The following is a 23,758-nucleotide window of genomic DNA, read 5'->3' as shown; positions in this document are numbered from 1 at the left end:
AGGCAGAGGCTCCGGCTGCGATCACTCTTCCTCGACCCGGAAGAAGCCCGTGGGCCCACTGACCGCGAACTCGAATCGGTTCTCTCCCTCCGCAGTGGGCTCGAGAGAAGTCGTGACCTCACTGGCGCTGTTGACGAAATCCAGTCCGGCGGCGGTGGTGACCTTATAGCCGAGACCACCGGGGCTGAACTCGATGAAAAAGGTGTTCTCATCGACAAATCCGCTGTCGGTGATGGCCAGTCCTCCGCTTGGCGGATCCACCACCACATCCGGCTCGATGGCTCGCTTCACTGTGACCGCATCGACACACTCGGTCGTGTGATTGCTCGCATTCGTGCGCCCCAGTTGCATGGTGAGGAAGGCATCGGTATTGGGCAGGGCGAAGCCACCCCCAGTCCAGGCGAAGCTCACTGGTGAGGTCTCCAAATCGTAGTCGTAGGTCATCCCGGTTGCCAGATTCTCGATAGAAAACTCCTGCACCGTGAAGTTGCCATCCCAGCCCAGGTCATCGCCATTCTCAGCGAGAATGGTGTAGGTGATGCGCACGGGATCGGACTCGAAGTCAGCCCCATTTCCCAACACATCAGCGGGATCGAGACCCAGTTCGTGACCGGGAATGATGAGGGCGCTGGCATTCTCCTCTGCCCCTTCCTGATTCTTGTCGACGATGAATTTCACGCCCCCGCCATTCACTGATTGGTTGAAGGCCGAATACTTCACTGAGAATCCTTCCGCAGGGGCATCGTTACCCGTGCGCTCAGGGAGATAGCCGAAAATCCCGAGGGGCGCATTCGGCCCTGCGGCATCAAGGGTGAAGGAATGCAGCACCTCCATTTGGAAGGAGTCCCCCACGGCGATGACCTCATCAGTCTGGGCGACGCCACCCGTTCCTCCCATCACGCCATTGCCCCAAGTCGCCCGCAGATAGCCAGTCTCGGCACAGGCCTGCCCGGTCCCGGCAGTATCCTGCACGATGATATTTTGTCCGAGCCACGCCTGTTGGGTGCCCAAGCCATCGGCACTTGCCTGGGGAAAGTCATCGCTGGGATCTTCGGGCGTGCCGCCACTATCAACTATCGTGATCGTGGAGTCCACGTAGCCCTCGTCTGCGGTGAAACCAATGGAAAAGAGGGAGGCCGGGTCGCTGGCGGCATCAAAAGGGTCGCTGCCATTGGCGAGCTCCAAGGCATTGGAAAAGCCATCGCCATCGGGATCTTCGCTGTCCTCGCTCGCTCCCCCGGCCTGTAGGTTGTCGAAAACCAATGCCGAGAGACCCCCTCCCACCAAAGTTTGGTAGCCATTGCCGCTGATGGGACCGGTTCCTCCGTCCGGGTCGACCCACGGCACGACCACGACCGGATAGAGCGGGTCGCCAGGAGAAAAAAGATCATTCTCGCCGTTCTGAGGCACGTTATTGACCTCCGTAAACAGGCGATCGTTGACGGTGTGCGAGAGCACGACCGCACCCGTTTCATCCAATATCTCCGCAATGACATTCCACAAAGTGCGTCCGGCATCCTCATTGCCAGTATCATGAAGAGTCAAAACCATGGTGAACCAGTCACTGGTGGCCGTCTCTCCCTCTGCGGGCAATTCAGCAGGAAGGCCTAATTTGGTGTGGGGCTCCCAGCCGACCACCTGCCACGGCTCTTGTTCCGTGGTGTCTTTCCCGATGCCACTAAGCGCGAAATTCAAGCCGCTATTCCGGCGCACGAGGTTGACGGTGATATTCGAGCCATTCCACCACTCGGGTTTATTGCTGAAACCGACACTGGCCACGGTGTGATTGTTAGCCTCCGGAACCAAGTGGTTGATGGTCATCTGGAAGCTGGCCTTGAACTGGTAAAAGGATCCCGCCACCCCTTCGTTCCAAGCGACCCGGTAATTTCCCTCCACGGTCTGGGTATCGATGCTCGCGCCTTGCGAAGCGTCCAAGCCGACTCCGGTGGCCGCGGTGATGAGGTTCTTCAGATAGGCTTTCGGATGGGGAGTCTCTCCGTCTTCCTCAAAATCGGGATTAAAAGTCTGATTGGGAATCGTCGAGCCATCGGCATAGGATTCAAAATCATCGCTCACAATCTGGGCCGAAGCCCAACTGGAAAAACTCACTGCAAAGGCCGCCAGCGACGAGAGTCGCCACAAATTTGATGTCAATTTCATGGATTTCTTTAATGCTCCGGCACCCCTTTCCGCGATGACCCGTTGAGGCCGAGAGTGCCATGAGTGGAGATGTTCCTCCCTTGAAATCCTTGCAAAAAAATGAAAAAAAGAATCGCGACAAGCCGGGCTCAGGGCTTGCCGACTTGATAGTGGCTGAGCACTTCTTCCTCGGTCCAGGCCCGCCGAATGACGATGAATTCATCAATGGCACCATTGAGGTTCCGCACCTCAAAGGGCGTGTCCTTCGCCCATTCCTTGTAGGGCCAGTTGCCCAAATCGGCTGTGCCAATTTCCAGCACCCGCTTTTCCTTGAGAGGAAGAGCTCCCACCAATTGCCCGTTCTGGAATTGTTTCACGATATTGCCCGCCGGATTGTAGACCAGCGCGAGCTGCATCCACTCTCCCAGCGAGCTCCCGGCTGGTCGCAGCAGATCGGTGGCAAAGTGGTAGTGATTCCGCCCCTCGTTGGTTCCCCCGGTCTTGATGGATTCGGCGAAGTGAGCGTGCATCTTCTCACCTTGGTCATTCACGTTGACCAGTGTCCAGTGGATGAAACGATCCTGGCGAGTCTCGGGATGGAGAAGGGAAATCTCGGAATTCTTCAGTGAGTCGACCCGCACCCAAGCCACAAGGGTCAGGGAGGAAAAGCGGCCATCCAAGTGCAGGCGCACGCGGTCGGAGGGATTGCGGTATTGCAAGGCTTGCTTGCCAAACCAGCGACCTTCCCCCCATTCGCTCCCCACGATCGCCCCATCGGTATTCGCTTCGGCCTTCTTGGCCACGTTGGGTAGTCGGCGGGCCCAGCGGCTGTTTTCTTCGAAATCGTAATAGAGCACGACATCAGGGTCTTGCTTGAGTCCGTCGCGATAAGAGGTCCACATCTTGCGGCGCCGATCCGCTTCTTCATCCAGCCGTCGGGTGCCCTGGAAGCGCTTGGGCGCCGAAGCCATGGCCTCCCTCCGGCCATCCGCACCCACCCGCAGAGCCTGCCCGGTGGTGAGCAATTTTTCCTCGCCCTTCACCTTTTGCCCGGGCTGATAAACTTCCACTTCGCCGTCGAGAACATGGACCTCGCCATCTCCCTGGGGAGTGACGGACATGCCGAATTCCGTGCCCAAATCAAGAACGTCAAAGGAGCGACTCTCGACCCGGAATCCTTGGGCCGGCGGAGGCACATTGGCCCAGAGATTGCCGTGCTCCAGGCGAGCCAGCTCGGCATTGACCAACTCCAGGCGGGCGGGGCCTTCCAGAGTGACGGTGGCTCCCGAGTAAAAATCGATTTGGAGGAGGCCGGACTCGAGTTCCACCACCCCGGCAGTGAGGGCCTGCCCCCGCTTTTGCGCCCGCTGCTCGCTTCCCTCCGCCCAACGCACCTGGCTGAGGCGGGAAACGACTGCGATATTGTCGCGACTGGCAGCCGGAGGTCCTTGCCGCACGATGGTTGGGGCGACCTCCTGCTTAGAAAAGATCACGTAGAAAAGAAGACCGAGTGCTCCCACAAAACAGGCCGCCAAGGCCGGCACCCAGGACTGGCGGGGACGGAATTTTTCCACCTCCTCACGGATGGGAACAATCTTTTCTTCCAGACCGACATGCTCCCAGCGGTAGCGCTCATCGCGAAGAATCCCGCTCAGATAGAGATGCTCCACGAGACGCCGACGGGCGCGGGGGTGCTTGCGGATGATTGTGCGCAGACGATCAGCCTCCTCGTCAGTCAGAGTTTGATTCCGCAAAGCTTCGGCCAAGTGGTCGATTTCTTTTTTGGGAATGACAGATTCGTATTTCATGGAAAAATTCCTCCTTATTGATTGGCTTGCGCCGACTCCGTCTGACGACGATTCATGCAATCGAGCAGCATTCCATGGGCCTTCTCGAGGAGAAGATAGATGGAACGAATGCTAACTCGTTGCTTTTTAGCAATATCCTTGACCGGTAAATCTTCCTGATAACGAAACCACACCGCTTGCCGACAGCGGTTGGGCAAGCGACCCAAGCAGACTTCGAGGTCATCCCGCCGATCATCAAGAGAACATCCCAAAGCCGCGGCGTCATCCGCCAATCTCATCAGGTCGTCTTCCTCCAGGGCCAAGGGCACACGGGCCTGTTTGCGCCGCCAGTTGAGGGCACAAAAGCGGGCCACACTCATGGCCCAAGCCGCGAAGTCGGTGCCTTCCTCGAACTGGTCGAACTTGCGCCAGAGAATGGTCGACACCTCCTGCATCAGATCTTCCGATTGCTGGTGGTCGTGGAGGAGACTGTAGATGAAGCCGTAGATGCGGTGGCGATTGCCGACCAGCAGCTGCGAAAAGAGTTCACCCCGACTGGTGTCGGTTGGGCTGGAATCGTCGTGATTGGGCATGGGTGTGGACATGGTGCGCGCGCTCGGGAGGCGGAAGAGCTGCACGGGTAATGTCATCTCACGGCCAATTGTGCAGGAATTTGGACACTTTTTAACACTTTCCACAACTTTCTTCTCCGGATTCCGCAAACCTCTCGTTTCGAGGCTCTTTTTTGCACAAAAGTGAAAGATGGGCGCATCATCCCCAAAACCCATCTCTATGAAACCCTCAAACCCTGTTTACGCTCCTTCAAAGCCCCGATGCTTTGAAAAGGCGGGCTTTTCCCTCATCGTCACGGTCACCCTGCTCATTCTGTTGTCCATGCTCAGCGTGGGACTACTGGGGCTTTCTTCCAATCAACTGCGCTCCACGCGGAGCCAGCAAATGGAATTCGAAGCCCGGGCCAACGCGCGGCTGGCACTCCAAGTTGCCATCGGGCAGCTGCAGAAATACGCGGGGCCGGACACCCGGGTGACCGCCAAAGCCGAGCTACTCAACGCGGGCGGAGCGACCCAAATGAATGCCAACGCCCTGCGCTGGACCGGGGTGTGGTCCAGTAATGACGACCACCTCGCAGGAGCTCCCGAACTGGGCAATGGGCAGCCGGTGTGGTTGGTCAGTGGCCGCACCGCTGGCCGCGCGGGCCCCACTCCCGACCAGGCTCCGGCAAGCTTTTCAACCGTGGGCAGCGGGGACGGTCCCCGCGAAGTCGCTCTCTTCTCCCCCGCCCGGCCCGGGTCCACCGCCCAATCGGTGGCCAATGGAAGTGGTGCGGGTGGCGTGTCTGAACATCAGGCCCTCACCGTAGCACTGGAGAGAATCCAATCGGCGGAAAACGAGATCACGGGCGCCTTCGGCTATGCGGTCTCCGATGAAAACCTGAAAGCCGCCATCAACCTCCCCTCCGAGGCCGAGGAACAGGTGCGGGCGCTCTACGCCAGCGCGGTCAATCCCCAGCTCAGCGCTCTGGAAGGAGGGCAACCCCTGCGAGACCTGAGCTGGTTCGATGACGACAAGGCCAAGGCTTACGCCTCTCTCGCCACTCTCGGTGCCAACAGCACGACCGCCCGGCGCCCCGAGGTCCACCTCGAGAACGACCTCACCGCCTTCAGCCGCAGCCTGTTGGTGGACGTGGCAGAGGGCGGGCTAAAGACCGACCTCACCCTGGGCCTCGAAAGCTCAGAAACCAATTTTGGAAAATTTCTCGCGGCCGCTCCCCACAACGAGCTCATTTTCCCTTCCTCGGAACAGTCGGGCGATCCCGGTGGCCCCCGCTGGGAACAGCTCCGCAACTTCCTCAACCAGCGGGTCGCGAGCCGCAACGCGGTGGTCAATGCCCAGCCCCCCAGCAACGACGATGCCGGCGTAGCTCCCGTCATTGCGCTCATGCAGTGGACCTTCAAGGTTTTCGCCGTTCCCCACGCCAACGGGACTCCGGTGGAGACCATTTCGATTGACGACGCCCGCAGCTACAATGGCGGAGCCACCTTCTACGCCTACTTTTGCCCCTCGCTGGTCCTCTGGAATCCCTACGATGTTGACATGGCCATCGGCGAGATATTCTACCAACACACCTTCCGCGGCATCCGCGCCTACTTGTCCAATGGCAGCAAATCCATCGAGATTTTTCCCAATGCCGGGCGACAGCCCTCCCAGAACGAGGGCGCGCCGGTGGTGAAGTATTCCCTCAATCCCGGCATCATCCCGGCGGGAAGCACCAAACGCTTCGGCGCGGAGGGCTACCGCCGCTACAGCGATGATCCGCAGAACAACCGCCTCACCGAGGTCTCCGACCTCTTGACCGTGGGAGGATTCTACTACGAAAAACCCGATGCCTCCTGGGACATCCGCAGCCTCTCCACCGCCCTCGTCGGCTTCACCGACAACTTCTGGAACGCCCACAGCTCTCTCAACGAGTCTCCCGATTTCGATGTCGAAACCAAACTGGTCTCCGTCAATCACGGAGGCTCCTGGGCCAACCTCATCAACGAAAATTTCAAGATCGACCTTTTTCTCATGGGCCGCTCCGATCTTCCGGGTCTGGGCAATCCCAATGCCCGCTTGAGCTATGGCGAAATCAACCCTCCGGTCAACGACCTCACCAATCCCGACTACCATCAGTCCAAGCACGAGTTACTCCTGGGCTTCCAATATTTCATCCCCTTCCCCCAGAGCGAACAGGTGGCCAATCCGCAGAGCTTCGTCAATTGGCGCAACGAAGGGGGCAAGTCCTTCCAAATGGACATCCTCAGTGCGGGCAATGTGCGCAGCCCCTTCTTCAACCGAATGGCGGTCAATGGCGACAATGGACAGAATGTGGCCCGCCCCTTCTCCTCTTCTCCGATTTATATCGCGGGAGCGGTCAACAACGGTCTTGGCTTTCCCCTGCAATCCTGGATTCCCTCCGGCTCCACGGGAGTGAATCTCGGCAACACCATCGACTTCGGGCTCGGAGTTTCCAAATATTCTCTCTTTGAGTATCCCAAGGAGGAAAAGGTTTTCCGCTCCATCGGAGAACTGGCCCAGGCCAACCTCTTTCACATCACCAATACTCTCAACGAGTGGGGTCAGAACATCACTCCCAACGCCTTTTACCCCACTTTCCCCATTGGCAACTCCTACTCACCCACCATCGTGCCTTTGGACCGGGAGGCCTATGACCACGGCCCCAATCATGCCGCAGGCCCGCAAGACACGGGCTATACCTACGACTACTCCTATGTGCTGAACAAGCACCTCTGGGACCGCTACTTCTTCTCCACCTACGACAAGGGGCCCCAGCGAGAAGAGCCCGAGAACCACCGCTTGCACTTCGAAAACAATGGCCGGGACCCCATCGAACCCCAAACCATTGCCGCGCACATGGCTATCGAGGGCGGTTTCAATGTCAATTCCGCTTCCCCCAATGCCTGGAAAGCCATTCTCGCCGCCTTCCGCGATCAGGAAGTGGCGGGACAGAAAAACAGTGGCACCGACCCCATGATTCGGTTTGACGATCCTCTCGGCCCTCCCATGGCAGAGTCCCCCACCACCGATGATCCAGCCGCTTACGAAGGCTACCGGGCGTTGACCGATGAGCAAATCGAGACCCTGGCCAATCAGATCGTTCGCTTCAGCGCCGAGCGGTCCTCCAGCCGTGGCCGCCCCGCTCTCTCCCTTGCGGAATTCATCAACCGTTCCCTGGAAGGCGAAGGACAGGGCAATCACGAGTTCGGCAGCTACGGCGTGATACAGCAAGCGCTCGATCACGACGACAACTCGGGATTCCCGATCAATGACGCCTTCGACGACACCAACGCCGGCTTCATCCTCAACAACCACACCCTCGTTTCGGAAGGGGCCATGGAAGCCATCGCCAACCGCAAGCTCAGCACCGGCATCCCCGGCTATCTCATGCAGTCGGACATCCTCGCGCGCATCGGCTCCGTGCTCACCGCCCGCGGCGACACCTTCAAAATCCGCGCCTACGGTGATTCCCGAGCGGCCGATGGCACCGTGCGCGCCAAAGCCTACTGCGAAGCCGTGGTGCAGCGGGAAATCGAGTATGTGGATGAGAGTAATTTGCCCTCCCACGACGATCCGGATACCTTGTCTGTTACCAATCGAAAATTTGGTCGCCGCTTTGCCCTCGTCAGTTTCCGCTGGCTCAATGAAAACGAAATTTAAGATGAAAAACCCATACCTCTCTTTCACCACCCTGTTTCAACTTCTCCTCCTCAGCCTGCTCCCGGCCCAGTCCGAGCGCTCAGCGATCTTTTTCTACACCGCCCCCGAGGCGCTCAGTCAGGATGCCAAGGCCAGCAGTCGCGCCAAGATCGAGTTCTACGTGCAGGGCGCGCAAGCGATGGAAAAGATCGAACTCTATCCCAACACCATCTCCTACCAGATCCCCCTCGCGGCGGAGGCCACTGCGGTGAATCTCTTCCGCCTCGATCCCAAGAGCACGGGGGAAGAGCCCGCCTACCTTCCTCTCGCCTCAGCTCAGCTCACTGATGCCGCGAGCAACCAATTGCTCTTCGTCGCACCCACCGGCAAACAATCGCTGCAGATGAGAGCCTACAACATTTCCGCCGAGGAAATCCCGGAGGACGCCCATTGTTTTCTCAATATCGCCAATGAAGACCTGGCTTTCCGCTGTGAAGGGCAACGGCGCATCATCCGCAATGGCGAACGCATGGTTTACAAAGCCAACAACCGCTCTGCCGACGCTCTGCGCTTCATTCTTGCCCGCAAGGAAGGCGAGCGCTGGAAGCCCGCCAAGTCCCACCTCATCAAACCCGAACCCCGGAGCCAAAAGCTTTTGTTAATCGTCAAAAACGGCTCCTCCCTCGGCTTTCGCAACCTGGCCTTGCATCAACCCCGCGAAGGCTACGACCTGGAAAGACAGAAGGAATACAACGAACCGGCCACTTTTGAAAATTAGGCGGGCCGCCACCATCGCGGGGGGTGGGGATTTGGCTGGCCTCCCCCCTTGTCCTTCTGATTTCTTTTCCGCGTGTCGCCTGACGATTTCGCCAACTTTGCCATTGCCTTCAAATCCATCCTCTTTGAAGGGGCTCCTTTCATTCTGCTCGGAACCCTCCTCTCCGGCTTTCTCGGGGTCTACCTCCCCGCCGGAGCGATGGAAAAATTGCTGCCCAAAAACAAATTCGCCGCCATTTTTGTCTCCGGTTTGCTGGGGCTTCTCCTTCCGGTCTGCGAGTGCGCTGTTGTGCCCGTCATCCGCCGCCTGGTCGCCAAAGGACTGCCGGTCAGCTGCGCCTTTGCCTACATGCTGGCCGCGCCCATCGTCAATCCCATCACCATTCTCTCCACCTGGAACGCCTTCCCCGACCTCGAACTTTGGCCCCAGCGCAGCGAATTTTTCACTTTCTCGCGGGTTTTCCTCGGCTACCTCGCAGCCATTTTGGTGGGATTGGCAGTCCTCCGCCTTCCCCTGCAAAGCATCCTGAAATCCCGCGTCCTGGCCCAAAACGAAGCTTCTTCCGGGCACCATCATCACCACGAACACGACCACCATCACCATGAAGGTGGGCAGAATCGCGTGGTTCTCGCCATGCGAGCCGCGCTCAAGGACTTTACCGACGTGGGAGTCTACTTCACCATCGGGGTCATCATCACCGCGCTCTTCAACGTCGGCATCGCCCCCGGAGCCGAGTGGCTGGAATCCATGGAAGGCTCACCCTTCGGTCAAACCGCCGCCTTCATGGTCCTCGCCTTTCTTCTCAGTCTCTGCAGCACCTCCGACGCCTTCATCGCGGCCACCCTCGCGGCCGACGCTCCCCGCACCGCCGCGCGACTGGGCTTCCTCGTCTTCGGCCCCATGATGGATGTCAAACTGCTCTTTCTCTACTCCACCATCATGAAGCCCCGCTTTATCCTTTGGCTGGCCCTCGCCCTCTTTCTCTTCGTGGGTCTCGCCGCCGTGGGATGGAGCGCCCTCTTCGAGCCCGACCTGTTGATGCCTTGACCCCACCGCGCCCCTTCTGAAGAACTCGGAGCAGGGGCGGAAAATCGGATTCCTCTCCAACCTGCCATCGACAGGCGGAGCAAAGAAAGTAGACTCCCCGCTATCGAACCCGCCGTTCTCAAGTCCCTCCTCACCGAAAAAGCCCTCGCCTTGGGCTTTGCCGAGCTGCGCGTAGCCCCCGCCATCCGGGCCCCGCACGCGGAGGCTTTTCAGGACTGGATCGCGGAGGGCAAGCACGGCGACATGGGCTGGCTGGAGCGCGACCCCGAACGTCGCAGCGATCCCCGCCACGTCCTGCCCGAGTGCCAGTCGGTGGTCGTTCTCGCCTTCAACTATCACACCGGCCCCCAGCCCCCGGCCAACTACCGCATCGCCAGCTATTCCTGGAACCGCGATTACCACGACCTCATCACGCCCCGGCTCAAGGAGCTGAACGCCTTCATGGAAGAGCATGGCGGCCGCCAGCGCTACTACACCGATACCGGGCCCGTGCTGGAGCGCGACTTCGCCAACGAGGCCGGCATGGGCTGGAATGGCAAGTCGACAGTGCAGATTCATCGTCGCCTGGGAACTTGGTTTTTCCTCGCCGACCTCCTCACCACCCTGGCCCTGCCCGTCGATGAAAAAGGCCGCGATTATTGCGGCAAGTGCACGGCCTGCATGAATGCTTGTCCCACCGGGGCCATCACTTCGCCCCACTCCATGGATGCGCGGCGCTGCATCTCCTACCTCACCATCGAGCACAAAGGCCCCATCCCTCTGGAGCTGCGTCCGCTGCTGGGGGATCGAATCTATGGTTGCGACGACTGCCTGGCCATCTGTCCTTGGAATAAATTTGCGCAAATTTCGCAGGAAAGCCGCCTCCATGCCCGCGAGAGCATCTTTCAACACCGCTTGCGGGATTTTCTCGCCCTCAGCGACCCGGAGTTTCGCAGCCTCTTCAGCAAATCCCCCATCAAGCGCTCCAAGCGCCCTCGCTTTCTCCGCAATGTCTGTGTCGCTCTGGGCAATACCGGCACGGCGGAGGACCTGCCGGCCTTGCGACAGGCTGCCCAAGACCCCGATCCTCTCATTGCCGAGCACGCGGACTGGGCCATCGCGCGGATTCAGGATCGCGAGGACTCGCCCGGCTCATGATCCTGCGCCAACCCTTCTTTGCGAATTTGGCCCACATCCATCACCAATTTGCCGAGAACAATGAGGGCCAACAGAGGCCAAGCTCCCTCGAAAGCCATGGTGAGCCCTGCTCCGAAGATAATGGCGACGTGCAGGGCGATAACGTTTTTGTAGGGCTCCATCATGAGCTTCTGGACCTCCACCTTCTTGAATTCCCCCGTCAGCACGAAATCCTGCACGAAGGCCAGTCCACGCATGGCAAAAAGAGAGGCCACCGACCAAAAGCTGGCCGCCGGGAGGGCCAGCCAAGCGTTTTGCAGAACGAGTGCGAATAGTTGCACGAAGACCAGCGGCCCCAGCATCATATTGGGTTGGAAGGTCGACAGCACACTCCCCCCCTCGCCCCGACCGGTCAGCTCTAGCACAAAGAGGCCATGACCTCCGCAAAAGCCTCCGTAGTGAACCGCAAAAAACGCCATCACAAAAAGAGTGGCGGGCCAAACCGCACAACCGCCTTCGCGGGCTTGCCAAGCTCCCACAGTGAGCATCTTGAGCAATTGCCAGAAGCCGATGAGAACATTCTCCCACCAATAGAGCAGGACGATTTCGCGCGCGCTCCACCCCCACAGAAGAACGCCCGCCAGGGGAGCGACTGCGGCCATCACTGCCAGAAAATACCTGAGCCCCCTTGCGTTCATCGGTCCGCAGGCTAACAGCCCGCTGGATCCCCTGTGGAGTGTAAAATTCGGAGTCCAGAGTTCAAAATAAGAAATTCTGTTCCATTCGGTTCATTCTGTCCAAAAATCCCATCCCGAAAAAAATCCGGTCCCATCCTGTTCATTCTGGCCAAAAATCCCATCCCCAAAAAATCCTGTCCCCTCCTTTCCAAACATCACCACAAAAACCCCGTCCCCACTGAAACAATTTCGTGAACCCAGCTTCATTTCGTGCTTAAACCGCGCCGCCATGCTCGACATCAAGCTTCTTCGCGAGAATCCCGACCTAGTGAAAGACCGTGTTCGCCTTCGCGGCGGCGATGCCTACACCCTTGTGGATCAAGTCCTCGCTTTCGACGAAACCCGTCGCAAGGCCGAAACCGAGAAGCAGGCCTATCAATCCGAGCGCAAATCCCTTTCCAAGCAAATCGGAGCTCTCATGGGTCAGGGAAAAACGGACGAAGCGGAGGGCATCAAAGAACAAGTCCGCGTGATTGGGGAAAAAATCTCCGCTCTGGAAGCCCAATCCAACGAGGCCGACGAACAGCAGACCGCCCTGCTTCTTTCCATCCCCAATCTTCCCCACGAGGCTTGTCCGGTGGGCGAAGACGAGAGCGCCAACCCCGTGGTCCGCGAGTGGGGCGAAAAGAAAGAGCTCCCCGAGGCCAAGGACCATGTCCAACTCGCGGAAGCCCTCGGCCTCATCTCCTTTGAGGACGCGGTGCGCATCGCAGGCAGTGGCTACGCCGTCTATCGGGGCGCGGGAGCCCGGCTGCAGCGCGCCCTCATCCAATATCTGCTCGACCTCCAGACCGGAACCAATGGCTATGAGGAGGTCAATGTGCCTCACCTCATCAATCGCGAGTGCATGTTTGGCACCGGTCAGTTGCCCAAGTTCGAGGACGATATGTATGGCCTCAACGACGGGCAGACTTTTCTCGCCCCCACCGCCGAGGTGCCGGTGACCAATCTCTATCGCGAAACCCTGCTTGCGGAGAGCGATCTTCCCATCAAGATGACCGCGCACACCCCCTGCTTCCGCCGCGAAGCGGGTTCCGCTGGCCGCGATAACAAGGGCATCATCCGCATGCACCAGTTTGACAAAATCGAGCTAGTGCAAATCGCCCACCCCGAGCAGTCGATGGCCATTTTGGAAGAACTGACCGGGCATGCTGAAAGCGTCCTGCAGAGCCTCGGTCTCCACTACCGCGTCATTGAGCTGTGCACGGGCGATGTCGGTTTCTCGGCGGCCAAGACCTACGACCTTGAGGTTTGGGCCCCCGGTCAGGGCAAGTATCTGGAAGTCTCCAGCTGCTCGAACTTTGGTGACTACCAGGCCCGCCGCATGCGCTTGCGCTACAAGGACGGAGAAGGAAAAAACCAGTTCTGCCACACCCTCAACGGCTCCGGCACCGCCCTACCCCGCCTCATGGTCGCCCTCCTGGAGCAGTATCAGAATCCCGACGGCAGCATCACCTTGCCCGAACCCCTGCGCCCTTACTTTGGCGGAGAGGTCATCGCCCGCTAAGGGGCGAAGCGCACCCGAGCCACCCCGACGAGGGTGGCTGGGCCTTTGCCTGGCGGGAGTTCAGTAGGCTCCTTGCGAGTAGGTCAGCTCGTAGCTGTGGGTGTAGATTTCAAAAACGATGCCGAAGGGATCCTCGACGTAGACCATCCGGTAGGGCTTTTCTCCGGGATAGTATTCTCGAATGGGCATGCGCTGCTTGCCTCCATGGGCGACAATTTTTTCCACCAGTTTCTCAATTTCGGGGTCTTGCACGCAAAAGTGAAAGGTGCCCGTGCGCCAGTAATCGAAGCGGTCGGGCTTTTCATTGTTGCGAAACTCAAACAATTCGATGCCGATTTTATCTCCTGTCGAGAGATGCGCGATGCGGAAGGATTCCCAACCCCGGCCAAAAACATCGAGACACATCTGACCAATGGCGCTTTCCCCCTCCTCCACCACCTCAGTCGGCTTCATGATGGTATACCACCCCATGACGTTCTCATAAAAGGCCACCGCTTCATCAAGATTGGGCACCGACAAGCCGATGTGGGAAAATGTGCGTGGAAAAGTCTTCATCATCAATAGTTGTTAGCTCCCGCTAAGATAGCGAGCTTCGGGAAGAAGCAAGAGAAAGTCTCGCGCGCGGAAAGTTTCCGCACCCGACTCCTCTCTGGGTCCAAATTGACCGGGTCATCCCTTTTTCATTCCCCCTTCACCGTCTTTTCATTTTCGGGAAGCAATCTGGAGGAATGAAACGGCGTATTTTGGCATTTTTCTTCCTGGTCGGCCTTCTTACTCTCGGGGTCATGATACAAGTGGCCGGCCTGCGACTCACTTCTCCCGCCCGTGCTCAGCTAGAGGACCGGCATCAGGAAATGCTGCGGGATCCGGCGCGCCACGGCCTCTCCCTCACTGCGCGGGTGGCCCGGGATGGTACTCCCTATTTGCTCTGCCGGGGCCTGCCGGGCAGCGGTGAAAAGGGCCGGATTCTACAGGAACAGCTGCAAACTCGAGGGATCCGCTACCCGGCGGACAGTGGCACGCTTCTGCTCTTGCACGGGCACGGGGGCCGCAAAGAAAACCATCTCGCCATTGCGGAACGCTTCTGTGCCGCAGGGTTCACCTGCCTCATCCCCGATCTGCCGGCCCATGGGGACCACCCCGGCCCGGTGGCCACCTTCGGGGTGCGGGAGGTTCCCTTGCTGCAACAGCTTTTGCGCGAGGAAAACCTGCCGCAACCAGTGAGTGTATTCGGCCTTTCCCAAGGTGGCGCCATCGCCCTGCAGCTGGCTGCGGCCGAAACTGAGCACATTCAGGCAGTCGCGGCAGTTTCCACCTTCGCCTATCTGCCCGAGACGCTGCAGCGCGCGGCCCGCCGCCAGTCCCCCCTGCTGGGTGGATTGCTCCCTCTCGTTTCCTGGCAGATGAAACGGCGCCATCGCTTTACCCTGAGCGCCATTTCGCCCCAGTCGAGTGCCACCACCATCACGCAACCCTGCTTCCTGGCCCACGGGGCAGACGACCACTTCATTCCTCCCCAGGACAGCGAACGGATCTTTGCCAATCTCGCCAGCAAGGAAAAGACGCTCCGCCTCATCCCGGGAGCCGGACATAGCGACGTCCTCGCCAAAGGCCAGGAAATCTATGCCGACCTGACGGCCTTCTTTCTGGCAGCTGGCGCCGGGGCCCGCTAAGCTGGCGCCAATGACAATTGCCCTCGGTTCCGATCATGCTGGCTTTGCCCTCAAAGAAGTGGTCAAGGCCCACCTTCAAACCCGCCGCATAGAGGTGCTGGATTTTGGCACCGACTCTGACCAGTCGGTTGATTACCCGGATTTCGTGCGACCGGCGGCAGAGGCTGTTCCGGCTGGAAAAGCAGACCTGGCCATCGTCTTCGGCGGCAGCGGGAATGGAGAAGCCATTGTGGCCAACAAAGTTCCCGGCATCCGCTGTGGCCTTTGCTGGAATGCCTGGAGCGCGCGCATGACCAAGGAGCACAACAACGCCAATGCCATCGCCCTGGGCGGGCGCGTCGTCAGTGAGCAAGATGCCCGCGAAATCGTGGATCTTTGGCTCGACAGCGTGTTCGAGGGCGGCCGTCATCAGCAGCGCATCGAAAAAATCGAGAGCTGAGGCCTCACTGCAACTTGGCACGCAATCCGCCGAGGAAGTCCGCGACATCATCTTCGCTGGCCTCCTCCTGCATGAGGGCGGCGTGATCGATCTCTTCAATCCAATCGAAATCCAGTTCGCTGATGAAGCTGCTGGGCTCGCAGAGCACCTCCTCTCCCCATTTCACGCGGGACGAACAATAGGTCAGCGCCAGACGCTCTTGCGCACGGGTGATGCCGACGTAGAGCAAACGGCGCTCCTCATCGACAGTGCGTTCTTCCAGTGACCGCTTGTGAGGCAAGATGCCTTCCTCCAAGCCCACGAGGAAAACCACGGGATATTCCAACCCTTTGGCGGCGTGAAGGGTGATGAGGGTGACCCCTTTTTTGTCGGAAAGCTCGTCGTCCTTCTGCGGGTCGAGCAGGGTCTCTTCCAGAAAGGTCTGCACCGATTTGCCCTTGGCGGCAGCGCGGTCCATGCTTTCAAAAAAGCTGTCCAATCCCATCCGCCGCTGGTCCTTCTCCTTGTCAGTCTTGCTGTTGCGCATCAGCCAATCGACATAATCGCAACTTTCCAGCACCGACTCCAGCACCTCGCGTGGAGTCTCACCGTCCATCAGGCGCACGTGGGCCAGCTCGACGAGGGACTCGAACTCCGCGATGGCATTGCGAGCCCGAGTGCCGAGCTGAGCGAGGAAATCCTCGTCGTGCAGCGCCGTCCAGATGCTCGTGCCCCGTTCCCGGCTCCAGTCATTGGCCACCAGAGCGGTCGAATTGCTAATGCCTCGGGGCGGGGTATTGAGAATGCGCAAGAGGGGCACATCGGCATGGGGATCGGCAATGACTTGGAGAAAGGCGAGGACATCGCGCACCTCGCGCCGGTCGTAAAAGCTCTGCGCACCCACCAAGCGATAGGGAATATCCTTCTCGCGCAGGATCTGCTCCATTTTGCGAATCTGGGTATTGGTGCGAAAGAGAACGGCAAAATCTTCCCACGGCCGCCAGTTGGGATCCTCGGCAGTGGCCTCCATGAGGGAGCCCGAGCCCCCTCCCAACATGCGCTGCACGGCAGCATCCATTTTGGGTTCGGCCTTCTTGCCTCCCTTGCCCTTTTTACCGAGACGGCGCAGCCGCTTCATTTCATCGGCCACCCACTCGGCCTCTTCTTCCTCGCCTGCAAAGGAGACCAGCTGGATGAGGTCACCCCCCGGGATGGTGGCCTTCAGCTCCTTCTCACGGCGACCGGCATTGCCCTTGATGAGCTTGTTGGCCACCGAGAGAACGGCCTGGGTGCTGCGGTAGTTTTCTTCCAGCAGAATGATCTCCGGATCGGGGAAAAAGCGTTCGAATTGCAGAATGTTAGCCACCTCGGCCCCCCGCCAACCGTAGATGCTCTGGTCATCGTCGCCAACAACGCAGACGTTGTAAGGAGTCCCCACCAGATTGCGCAGGAGATTCATCTGCAGGGCATTGGTGTCCTGAAATTCATCAACCGTGACGTAGCGGTAATGCTCCTGCCACTTGGCCCGCTCGTCACCATGTTCCCGGAGAAGTTGTTCGCCCAGCAAAAGCAAATCATCGAAATCCACGCAATTGCGGGCCCGCAATTCGTTTTGATAGTCAATGGCAATGGCTTTGATGAGTTCATCCTCGATGGAATCAAATCCCACCGGACTATTTTTGGCCTTGGAGACTGCGGAGAGCACTTCCGCCGGCTTGATCTTTTCCTTGAGTCCGCCCCGTTTGACGATGAATTGCTTGATGAGGGCCTGCTGATCCCCCGGGGTGCAGATGGAAAAATTCTTCTTGTATCCCAGCTTTTCGATTCCACTACGCAACAAGCGCACGCAGAGCGAGTGAAAGGTGCAAACGGTCAGTTTGTTCGCCGCTTTTGCACTCACCATTCCAGCCACCCGCTCCTGCATCTCACGGGCCGCTTTATTGGTGAAGGTGACAGCCAAAATCTGCTCCGGCCGCACCCCCTGATCGAGGAGATTGGCCATCCGGCAAGTCACCGTGCGGGTCTTGCCCGTGCCAGCGCCCGCCAGGATCAAAACGGGTCCATCCAGCGTCTCGACAGCTCTTCGCTGGGCAGTATTGAGCTGCCGAATATCAAATCCCGCGGCCACGCGTTGGAATTAGTGGGATTCCTCTTCCTTCTGCCCGTGATCGTCGTGGCCTTTGCCATGGTCATCGTGGCCTTTGCCGTGGTCTCCATGCTCGCCATGACCACCATGGTCATCACCGTGGTGAACGTAAAGCTCCTTGGTGCCCATATTGCCATCGGTCGATTCCCACTCGTGGCGATCACAAGCGCTCAGAAACAAGGCGGCAGCGGCAGCAGACAGGGAAAGTATTCTCATCGCGCTCCTCATACCGCAGCCCCCCGCCCTCGCCAACTCTGAATCGCCCCTCTTTTCGAGTGGTGACGAAGTTTTTTTACCGCTCACTCCCACTCCCGGACTTGGAGGCGGAAAAATTGCGGGCTGGCCAGCTCCTCACTCAGCACGATCTCCTCCAAGCCCTTGTCCCTTTGCCCAACTGCGCCAGTAGCCACGTCCAGGTCTTGCCAAGTCTGCAAATCCACCGACTTCTGCAGCACGACTTGCTGACCCAAAAATTCCGCAAAAACCGGCCGCGAGTAAGCCATCTCCACCCGCTCTTCTCCGAGGCGGAGACGAATCACCGGGTCCGTTTCCGCCTCATTGCCCCGCCGGCCCAGCAGATATTCCAGCTCGTTCACCAAGCCGTCACCGTCTGAATCCTCCCCCCGACCCGGCAAGCCAAAGGGAAAATTCGCGGCCCTCCAAGTCTCGTAGCTCTGCACCACCTCGGCGGAGTGAAGAGAGTCCTTCGGCGCGCTACCGTCCGCCTGGAGACTGGCGGCCAACTCGAAGAGATAAGAATCCGGCCCTCCAGTCAGGAAGGCCACCGTCACCACACTGCTCTCCCCGGCCTGCAAGCGAGCCCGGCGCGCACCACCCTCACCGAGAAACCAGCCTTCCCCCTGAACCAGGTGCGCCCCTTCCCCCCTTCCCGGAGTGAGAACCAGCCGCACATTGCGAGCCTCCACGGCAGAATCGTTGCGGACCTCGCAGCTGACCCGGAGTTCGCGTTCGGTGAAAACCATTTCCGCTTCCAGAGTGAGCTGCCAGGTGAGGGCCGGGGCCCCCGGATAAACGCGCTTGGCCGCATAACCCTGCCCGGCGAGCACCGCGTCTATCGCCTCCAGGTAATGGGGCACGAAGGTGTCGAAATTCGTTTGACGAGAATGACTGCCCACGGTGACGGTTTCGATCGCCGAATGAGTGCCCACCAAGGCGAATCCAACCTCGGTCGCGACCACGCTCGGTCCCCCCGAATCTCCTGAAACCAACCGGACATCGTCTCTAGCCCCGTTGCTGTCGCGATAGAGGAAAGTAAATCCCCGCGTCTCCAGCGCCCCCTCACCAAAGAAATCACTGAAGTCCCCAATCTCGGCAAGGATCCCTTTTCCAGCCCGCGAATCCTTGCCGCTGACAATCAGCTCGCGGCCCTCGTAGTCCCTTTCCCCGGCTAGATTGAGAATGGGCACCACCGAGATCGAGTCCAGAGGAGCGACAGCCTCGGTGAGTTCGCCTACAAACAGATCGCTAGGGCTCGTCCCGGAATCATGCGGAATGGCCGCCAAGGTCCCGATGGTGAAGGTTCGGGGGACTCCATCACGGCCGACAAAGCGGACTTCTTGCCCCGGGGACGGTCGGAAATGCTGCGCTCCCACGAAGTGCCGGGGCGAAATCAAGGTGAAGTGCTTACGAGGATCTTCCACACTCCAACCAAAGCCCGACCAGTCCTCTGCCGCCAAAAAGAATTCCTCGTTGGCAGCTAGATCCGCGGGAAAGTCGACGAAGCGGTCGTGCCGCGCCGGTTCATACTCCCGGATCTCCTCCCCAAATAGGGCCCCTTCGCAGAAAAGGAGGGCCAGCCAAAAGCCATCTTTCATCATCCGCACTTGCCCCAAGGTAACGGCATGCCCGCTTTTGGCCCGCACTTTCCACTAAAAGGACTCATTTCCCACTTGGAGCCAGCCCGTCTTCGGGACCATTCTTCGCCCGTGCCCACTCCCGAACAACGTGCCCGCCTGAAGTCGCTCATCAAAGGACTCGATCGCGTCCTCGTCGCCTATTCGGGCGGGATTGATTCCACCCTCGTCCTCAAGCTGGCACACGATTATCTAGGTGAAAACGCCGCCGCCGCCATTGCCGTCTCCCCCTCCTTGGCGGGACACGACCTCGCTGACGCGCGACGGGTGGCGCAAGAGATCGGCTGCCAGCTGATCGAGCTCTCCTCTACCGAAACTGAAGATCCGCGCTATCAGGTCAACAACCCCGACCGCTGCTATTTTTGCAAAACCAACGTCTACGACACCCTCATCGACCATGCCGGCGAAGAAGGCTATCGCTGGATTCTCGATGGCACCAACTGCGATGACCTCGGCGACCACCGCCCTGGCCTGCGCGCCGCCCGCGAGCATGGGGTGCGCTCCCCCCTGCAGGAATGCGGCTTGGGCAAAGAGGCCATCCGCACCTACGCCAGGGAGCTGGGACTGAGCAATTGGGACAAACCGGCCAACGCCTGCCTTTCCTCCCGCATCCCCTACGGCTCCACCGTGACTCCCGAAAAACTCTCCCAGGTCGAAAAAGCGGAACTCATCCTCAAGACCCTCGGCTTTGTCGGGCATCGCGTGCGGCACCACGACACCATCGCCCGCCTGGAGCTCTCCGCTGATCAATTCAATAAGGCCATTGCCCAGCACGCCGAGCTGGTGGAGGCCCTCAAGCCCCTGGGCTTCCTCTACATTACCCTCGACCTCGGCGGCTACGTCTCCGGTTCCCTCAATCAATCATTGCCTTCTCCTTCTTGAATCCTCCACCTCCCCAGCCTTGCAGGAAGCATCACCCATTGTTGAACTAGCGAAGAACGAACAACTCACCTCTGCAATTCTTCAAAGCAGATGGGAGCGGCTATACTCGTCGATCACCCTGACCCGCTCAAAAGACTACCTGAGCCGCATCTCCAACCTGGAACTACCGATCTTCAAGGCCCCGACAAACTATCTGTTAGTCGCTGAAGTCAGGGGCACAAAGACCTACTTCACTTCGATTTATCTGAAATATTCGAACAGTCGCTTGAAAATCGATCCCGACTGCAACTGCCCCGTAGGACTCGCATGCAAGCATTCGGCGGCCTTACTCCAATATTTAATGAAAGAACTGGACCACCATCTGAAAAGAGGCCAGCAAGGAACGGGGGACGAGCTCTCGCCCGCGTCCCTGCTTTGGTTGGAAAGCTTGTCCGCAGACGGGCCGAACGACTCATCTGGCGGAAACAAGAACAGGCCGAAAACCTCAATATTGAGCTATTGTTTGGAGTGCGAGCCCTACGCTCACTCGCCTTATTGGTCCCTTCTGCTCCGTCCCGCGACTCTCACCAAAACGGGTCAGATAAAGCCAAAAAACAACGAATCGCATTACACGCCCACTCGTATCCCCAAGTATTTCGACAAGGAAGACAAGGTTCCCTCTCTGCAATACTTGGCTTTGATCAATGAAAGTGGCCTTTATGCCAAGCCCGCCATCCAGGGGGAGGGGTGGGCCGAGATCATCCTGCAGGCCTTGGAGCGCAACCGTCTTCTGATTCGTCCAGATGCTCTCGAAAAACATTGGGAAGTGGTCACAAGCGGTGCCCCAATCTCTGTCAAACCGAACTGGCACATGACAGCGGAAGGGCTCTCCCAACCCATTCTGGAAATTCCAGAGAATCACCACCTGTTCTTCTGCCAACCACCCCTTGCACTCAATTTCACCGACTTCAGTCTTCACCCGGTCGAGTCCCCCTTTTCGGTCTCCTTTCTCGAAACCTGGCAATCAGGACCAGCCTTCCAGCCAACCGAAGCCCAAGCCCTTTCCCGGCAATTGGCCAACCGACAGGACGCGAAAGAAATTCCCACTCCCCGCGAGTTGAAAAAGGAAAAACTTCCCGCCACCTCCCCCCGACCACATCTGCACATTCACCTTGGCGAGCCCCATCGCTGGTTCCGCAGCGAAAATATCCTCGCAAGCCCGACCTTCCGTTACCACCACAGTCCACTCCAAACGCCCTTGACCTCTCGGCAATCCCTGAGCCTCGATTGGATCGCCGACGACACGAACTTCTCCACCCCGCGAAATCGCAAAGAAGAAAAAAAGCGTCTCAAAGAACTCGCATCCTACGGACTGGAGGCCATCACCAACGCCATTAGAGAAAGCGATCTCGACCCCACTTATCGCTCGGCTTATTTCTACGAGCCTGATGATTCCTTAAGCCCCAAGATGGATTGGCTGCAATTTCTCTCCCGCCAACGCCCCGAACTGGAGCAAGCGGGATGGACGATAGAAGTGGCTCCCGAATGTGGTTTGAAGGTTCGGGCCATTTCAGACTTCACGCCAGCCTTGCAGGAGGATCCCGCCCACGGGATCGACTGGTTTCAGTTCGACTTCAGCGCAGACGTGGAAGGAGAGCCCCTTTCGCTCATTCCCTACATCGCTTACGCCATCGAGACCGACCTCTTTGAGGAGGAGGGACGGGAAGCTCTCCCCGATCCCTTGCCCCTCCCCCACCCCGAGGAGGAAGAAGGCTATCTGGCCTTTCCCCGGGATCGCTTCCTCGATATCTGCCAATCGGTCGCACATCTCTTTATAGGCCGTGAAGTCGATGGCAACCAGCCGCTCACAATCGACCGCATTGCCGCTGCCTCACTGGCCCATGAGCTGAACCTCAATGCCGATCAGATCATGAAAGATCTGGCTGCCTTTGGTCAAAAACTGGCCGGAATCACTTCCCTGCCCAAAAAGGCACCGCCAAAAATGCTCCAGGCGGAACTCCGTCCCTATCAGCTCGAAGGCTACCGTTGGCTCCGCTTTCTCGCCGAAAACAAGCTCAATGGCATCCTCGCCGACGACATGGGTTTGGGGAAAACGGTGCAGACTCTCGCCTTCCTGGCCAGTCTGCCCACCGGCCCAGATACTCCTCCCTCCCTCATCGTCGCCCCGACCAGTGTGATCACCAATTGGCTGGCCGAAGCAAAACGCTTTACCCCAGGCTTGCAAACCCTCCTGCTCCAAGGTCAGGAGCGGAAAGAGAAATTTCCTGATATTCCCAAGGCTCATCTCGTCCTCACCTCTTATCCTCTCCTCCATCGCGACCGGACCATCTTTTTGGGGCAGCAATGGAATGCCGTCATTCTCGACGAAGCGCAGGCCATCAAAAATGCGAAAACCCACGCCGCCCAAGTCGCTTGTCAACTGCAGAGCAAGCACCGCTTCTGCCTCTCAGGCACTCCGATGGAGAACCACCTCGGGGAACTTTGGTCGCTTATGAACTTTGCCATGCCCGGCTATCTGGGCAATAGTAAGACCTTCCAAAGCACCATTCGCAAACCCATCGAGCAGGAATCCGACAGCATGGTGCAGGCGACTCTCAATCGCCGGGTCGCCCCCCTCATTCTTCGCCGCACCAAAGACGAGGTCGCCCTCGACCTTCCCGAAAAAACCGAAATCCTTCATCACATCGAACTCTCGAAAAAGGAGCGCGATCTCTACGAATCCGTGCGCGCCTCCATGGACAAAAGGGTCCGCGAGGCACTCGCCGCCAAAGGACTGGCCAAATCCCACATCATCATTCTCGATGCACTTCTCAAATTGCGTCAGATTTGTTGTCATCCCAGGTTGCTCAAGACTCCCGGGGCGCAGAAAATTGCCACCGGGAGCAAGATGACCTACCTCACCCAAGACCTCCTCCCCGAACTTTTTGCCGAAGGCCGACGCATCCTCCTTTTTTCCCAGTTCACCTCCATCCTCACCCTTCTCGAGAAAGAGCTGCAGAAAGAAAAAATCCCCTTTCTCAAGCTAACCGGACAGAGCAAAAAGCGGGCGGAACTGGTTGCCACTTTTCAAAATGAAAACATCCCCATTTTCTTGATTTCTCTCAAAGCCGGTGGCACCGGACTCAACCTCACCGCCGCCGACACCGTCATCCACTACGATCCCTGGTGGAACCCGGCAGCCGAAAATCAAGCCACCGACCGCGCTCACCGCATCGGACAGCACAAAGCGGTCTTCGTCCACAAGCTCATCTGCCAAGGCTCCATCGAAGAGCGCATTGTCGACCTGCAAAAGCAAAAAGCCAAACTGGTGAAATCCCTCCTCTCCAAGGAAACCACCCGCTTGCAAATCGATAGCGAGACCCTCTCCCATCTTCTCTCCCCTCTCGCACAAGGATAAGAAGACTTTGCCTGGGAGAAGGGCAATCTAAACAGTTGC

17 protein-coding genes are annotated in these 23,758 nt (G+C 58.7%); 9 read left to right on the top strand and 8 right to left on the bottom strand.

Annotation, left to right across the window (positions count from 1 at the left end; all coding sequences use genetic code 11):
• Window positions 1-21 precede the first annotated feature (21 nt).
• The 3 genes from JIN78_RS01030 to JIN78_RS01020 all read right to left on the bottom strand — a co-directional run bounded on the left by JIN78_RS01030 (window position 22) and on the right by JIN78_RS01020 (window position 4,576).
• Window positions 22-2,160 carry a thrombospondin type 3 repeat-containing protein gene (locus tag JIN78_RS01030; RefSeq protein ID WP_200390062.1) on the bottom strand — a complete coding sequence of 713 codons (2,139 nt, stop codon included), beginning with the start codon at window positions 2,158-2,160 and terminating at the stop codon, window positions 22-24.
• Window positions 2,161-2,288: 128 nt separating this feature from the next.
• Window positions 2,289-3,947 carry a LamG-like jellyroll fold domain-containing protein gene (locus tag JIN78_RS01025; RefSeq protein WP_200390061.1) on the bottom strand — a complete coding sequence of 553 codons (1,659 nt, stop codon included), beginning with the start codon at window positions 3,945-3,947 and terminating at the stop codon, window positions 2,289-2,291.
• Window positions 3,948-3,961: 14 nt separating this feature from the next.
• Window positions 3,962-4,576, bottom strand: coding sequence for a sigma-70 family RNA polymerase sigma factor (locus JIN78_RS01020; RefSeq protein ID WP_200390060.1), 615 nt, complete (start codon window positions 4,574-4,576; stop codon window positions 3,962-3,964).
• 142 nt (window positions 4,577-4,718) lie between these two features.
• Here JIN78_RS01020 and JIN78_RS01015 point away from each other — a divergent pair, with 142 nt between their 5' ends.
• From JIN78_RS01015 to queG, 4 genes are all read left to right on the top strand, one after another.
• Entirely contained in the window at window positions 4,719-8,165 is a 3,447-nt protein-coding gene (locus JIN78_RS01015) for a type IV pilus modification PilV family protein (RefSeq protein WP_200390059.1), read from the top strand.
• 1 nt (window position 8,166) lies between these two features.
• Complete coding sequence (locus JIN78_RS01010; RefSeq protein ID WP_200390058.1) at window positions 8,167-8,922, top strand: hypothetical protein; 756 nt, start codon at window positions 8,167-8,169, stop codon at window positions 8,920-8,922.
• A 72-nt stretch (window positions 8,923-8,994) separates the two neighbouring features.
• Window positions 8,995-9,969: a permease gene (locus tag JIN78_RS01005; RefSeq protein WP_200390057.1), complete on the top strand. Its 975-nt coding sequence runs from the start codon at window positions 8,995-8,997 to the stop codon at window positions 9,967-9,969.
• 48 nt (window positions 9,970-10,017) lie between these two features.
• On the top strand, window positions 10,018-11,106 hold the full coding sequence (gene queG, locus JIN78_RS01000) for a tRNA epoxyqueuosine(34) reductase QueG (RefSeq protein WP_307832967.1): 1,089 nt from the start codon (window positions 10,018-10,020) through the stop codon (window positions 11,104-11,106).
• Here the strand turns inward: queG and JIN78_RS00995 are convergent.
• Window positions 11,076-11,783 carry a DUF6498-containing protein gene (locus JIN78_RS00995; RefSeq protein WP_200390056.1) on the bottom strand — a complete coding sequence of 236 codons (708 nt, stop codon included), beginning with the start codon at window positions 11,781-11,783 and terminating at the stop codon, window positions 11,076-11,078. The two genes, queG and JIN78_RS00995, sit on opposite strands and share 31 nt — an antisense overlap.
• A 268-nt stretch (window positions 11,784-12,051) precedes the next feature.
• On the opposite strand from JIN78_RS00995, the gene serS reads away from it, so the two are divergent.
• On the top strand, window positions 12,052-13,329 hold the full coding sequence (gene serS, locus JIN78_RS00990; RefSeq protein ID WP_200390055.1) for a serine--tRNA ligase: 1,278 nt from the start codon (window positions 12,052-12,054) through the stop codon (window positions 13,327-13,329).
• Between the two features lie 60 nt (window positions 13,330-13,389).
• On the opposite strand, the gene JIN78_RS00985 is transcribed toward serS, so the two are convergent.
• A complete protein-coding gene (locus JIN78_RS00985) occupies window positions 13,390-13,884 on the bottom strand; it encodes a lactoylglutathione lyase family protein (RefSeq protein ID WP_200390159.1) in 495 nt (164 codons plus the stop codon).
• A 173-nt stretch (window positions 13,885-14,057) separates the two neighbouring features.
• On the opposite strand from JIN78_RS00985, the gene JIN78_RS00980 reads away from it, so the two are divergent.
• Together JIN78_RS00980 and rpiB are read left to right on the top strand one after the other, a co-directional pair.
• The gene (locus JIN78_RS00980) at window positions 14,058-15,002 is read left to right on the top strand and encodes an alpha/beta hydrolase (protein WP_200390054.1); all 945 of its coding nucleotides are present in this window, start codon (window positions 14,058-14,060) and stop codon (window positions 15,000-15,002) included.
• Window positions 15,003-15,012: 10 nt separating this feature from the next.
• Entirely contained in the window at window positions 15,013-15,441 is a 429-nt protein-coding gene (rpiB, locus tag JIN78_RS00975) for a ribose 5-phosphate isomerase B (RefSeq protein ID WP_200390053.1), read from the top strand.
• 4 nt (window positions 15,442-15,445) lie between these two features.
• Here the strand turns inward: rpiB and JIN78_RS17660 are convergent, their stop codons facing one another.
• The 3 genes from JIN78_RS17660 to JIN78_RS00960 all read right to left on the bottom strand — a co-directional run bounded on the left by JIN78_RS17660 (window position 15,446) and on the right by JIN78_RS00960 (window position 19,401).
• Window positions 15,446-17,548: a UvrD-helicase domain-containing protein gene (locus tag JIN78_RS17660; protein WP_200390052.1), complete on the bottom strand. Its 2,103-nt coding sequence runs from the start codon at window positions 17,546-17,548 to the stop codon at window positions 15,446-15,448.
• A gap of 9 nt (window positions 17,549-17,557) precedes the next feature.
• Window positions 17,558-17,782 (bottom strand): hypothetical protein, encoded by a 225-nt coding sequence (locus JIN78_RS00965; protein ID WP_200390051.1) that lies wholly within the window; start codon window positions 17,780-17,782, stop codon window positions 17,558-17,560.
• An 83-nt stretch (window positions 17,783-17,865) separates the two neighbouring features.
• Entirely contained in the window at window positions 17,866-19,401 is a 1,536-nt protein-coding gene (locus tag JIN78_RS00960) for a hypothetical protein (protein ID WP_200390050.1), read from the bottom strand.
• Window positions 19,402-19,512: 111 nt separating this feature from the next.
• Here JIN78_RS00960 and larE point away from each other — a divergent pair, with 111 nt between their 5' ends.
• Together larE and JIN78_RS00950 are read left to right on the top strand one after the other, a co-directional pair.
• A complete protein-coding gene (gene larE, locus JIN78_RS00955) occupies window positions 19,513-20,322 on the top strand; it encodes an ATP-dependent sacrificial sulfur transferase LarE (RefSeq protein WP_307832966.1) in 810 nt (269 codons plus the stop codon).
• 490 nt (window positions 20,323-20,812) lie between these two features.
• Window positions 20,813-23,719 (top strand): DEAD/DEAH box helicase, encoded by a 2,907-nt coding sequence (locus JIN78_RS00950; protein ID WP_200390048.1) that lies wholly within the window; start codon window positions 20,813-20,815, stop codon window positions 23,717-23,719.
• Window positions 23,720-23,758 lie beyond the last annotated feature (39 nt).

This window comes from Roseibacillus ishigakijimensis (assembly GCF_016595415.1).
GTDB lineage: Bacteria > Verrucomicrobiota > Verrucomicrobiia > Verrucomicrobiales > Akkermansiaceae > Roseibacillus > Roseibacillus ishigakijimensis.
The sequence above is the reverse complement of the archived record's forward strand: the minus strand, read 5'-3'. Positions and strand labels throughout refer to the sequence as shown.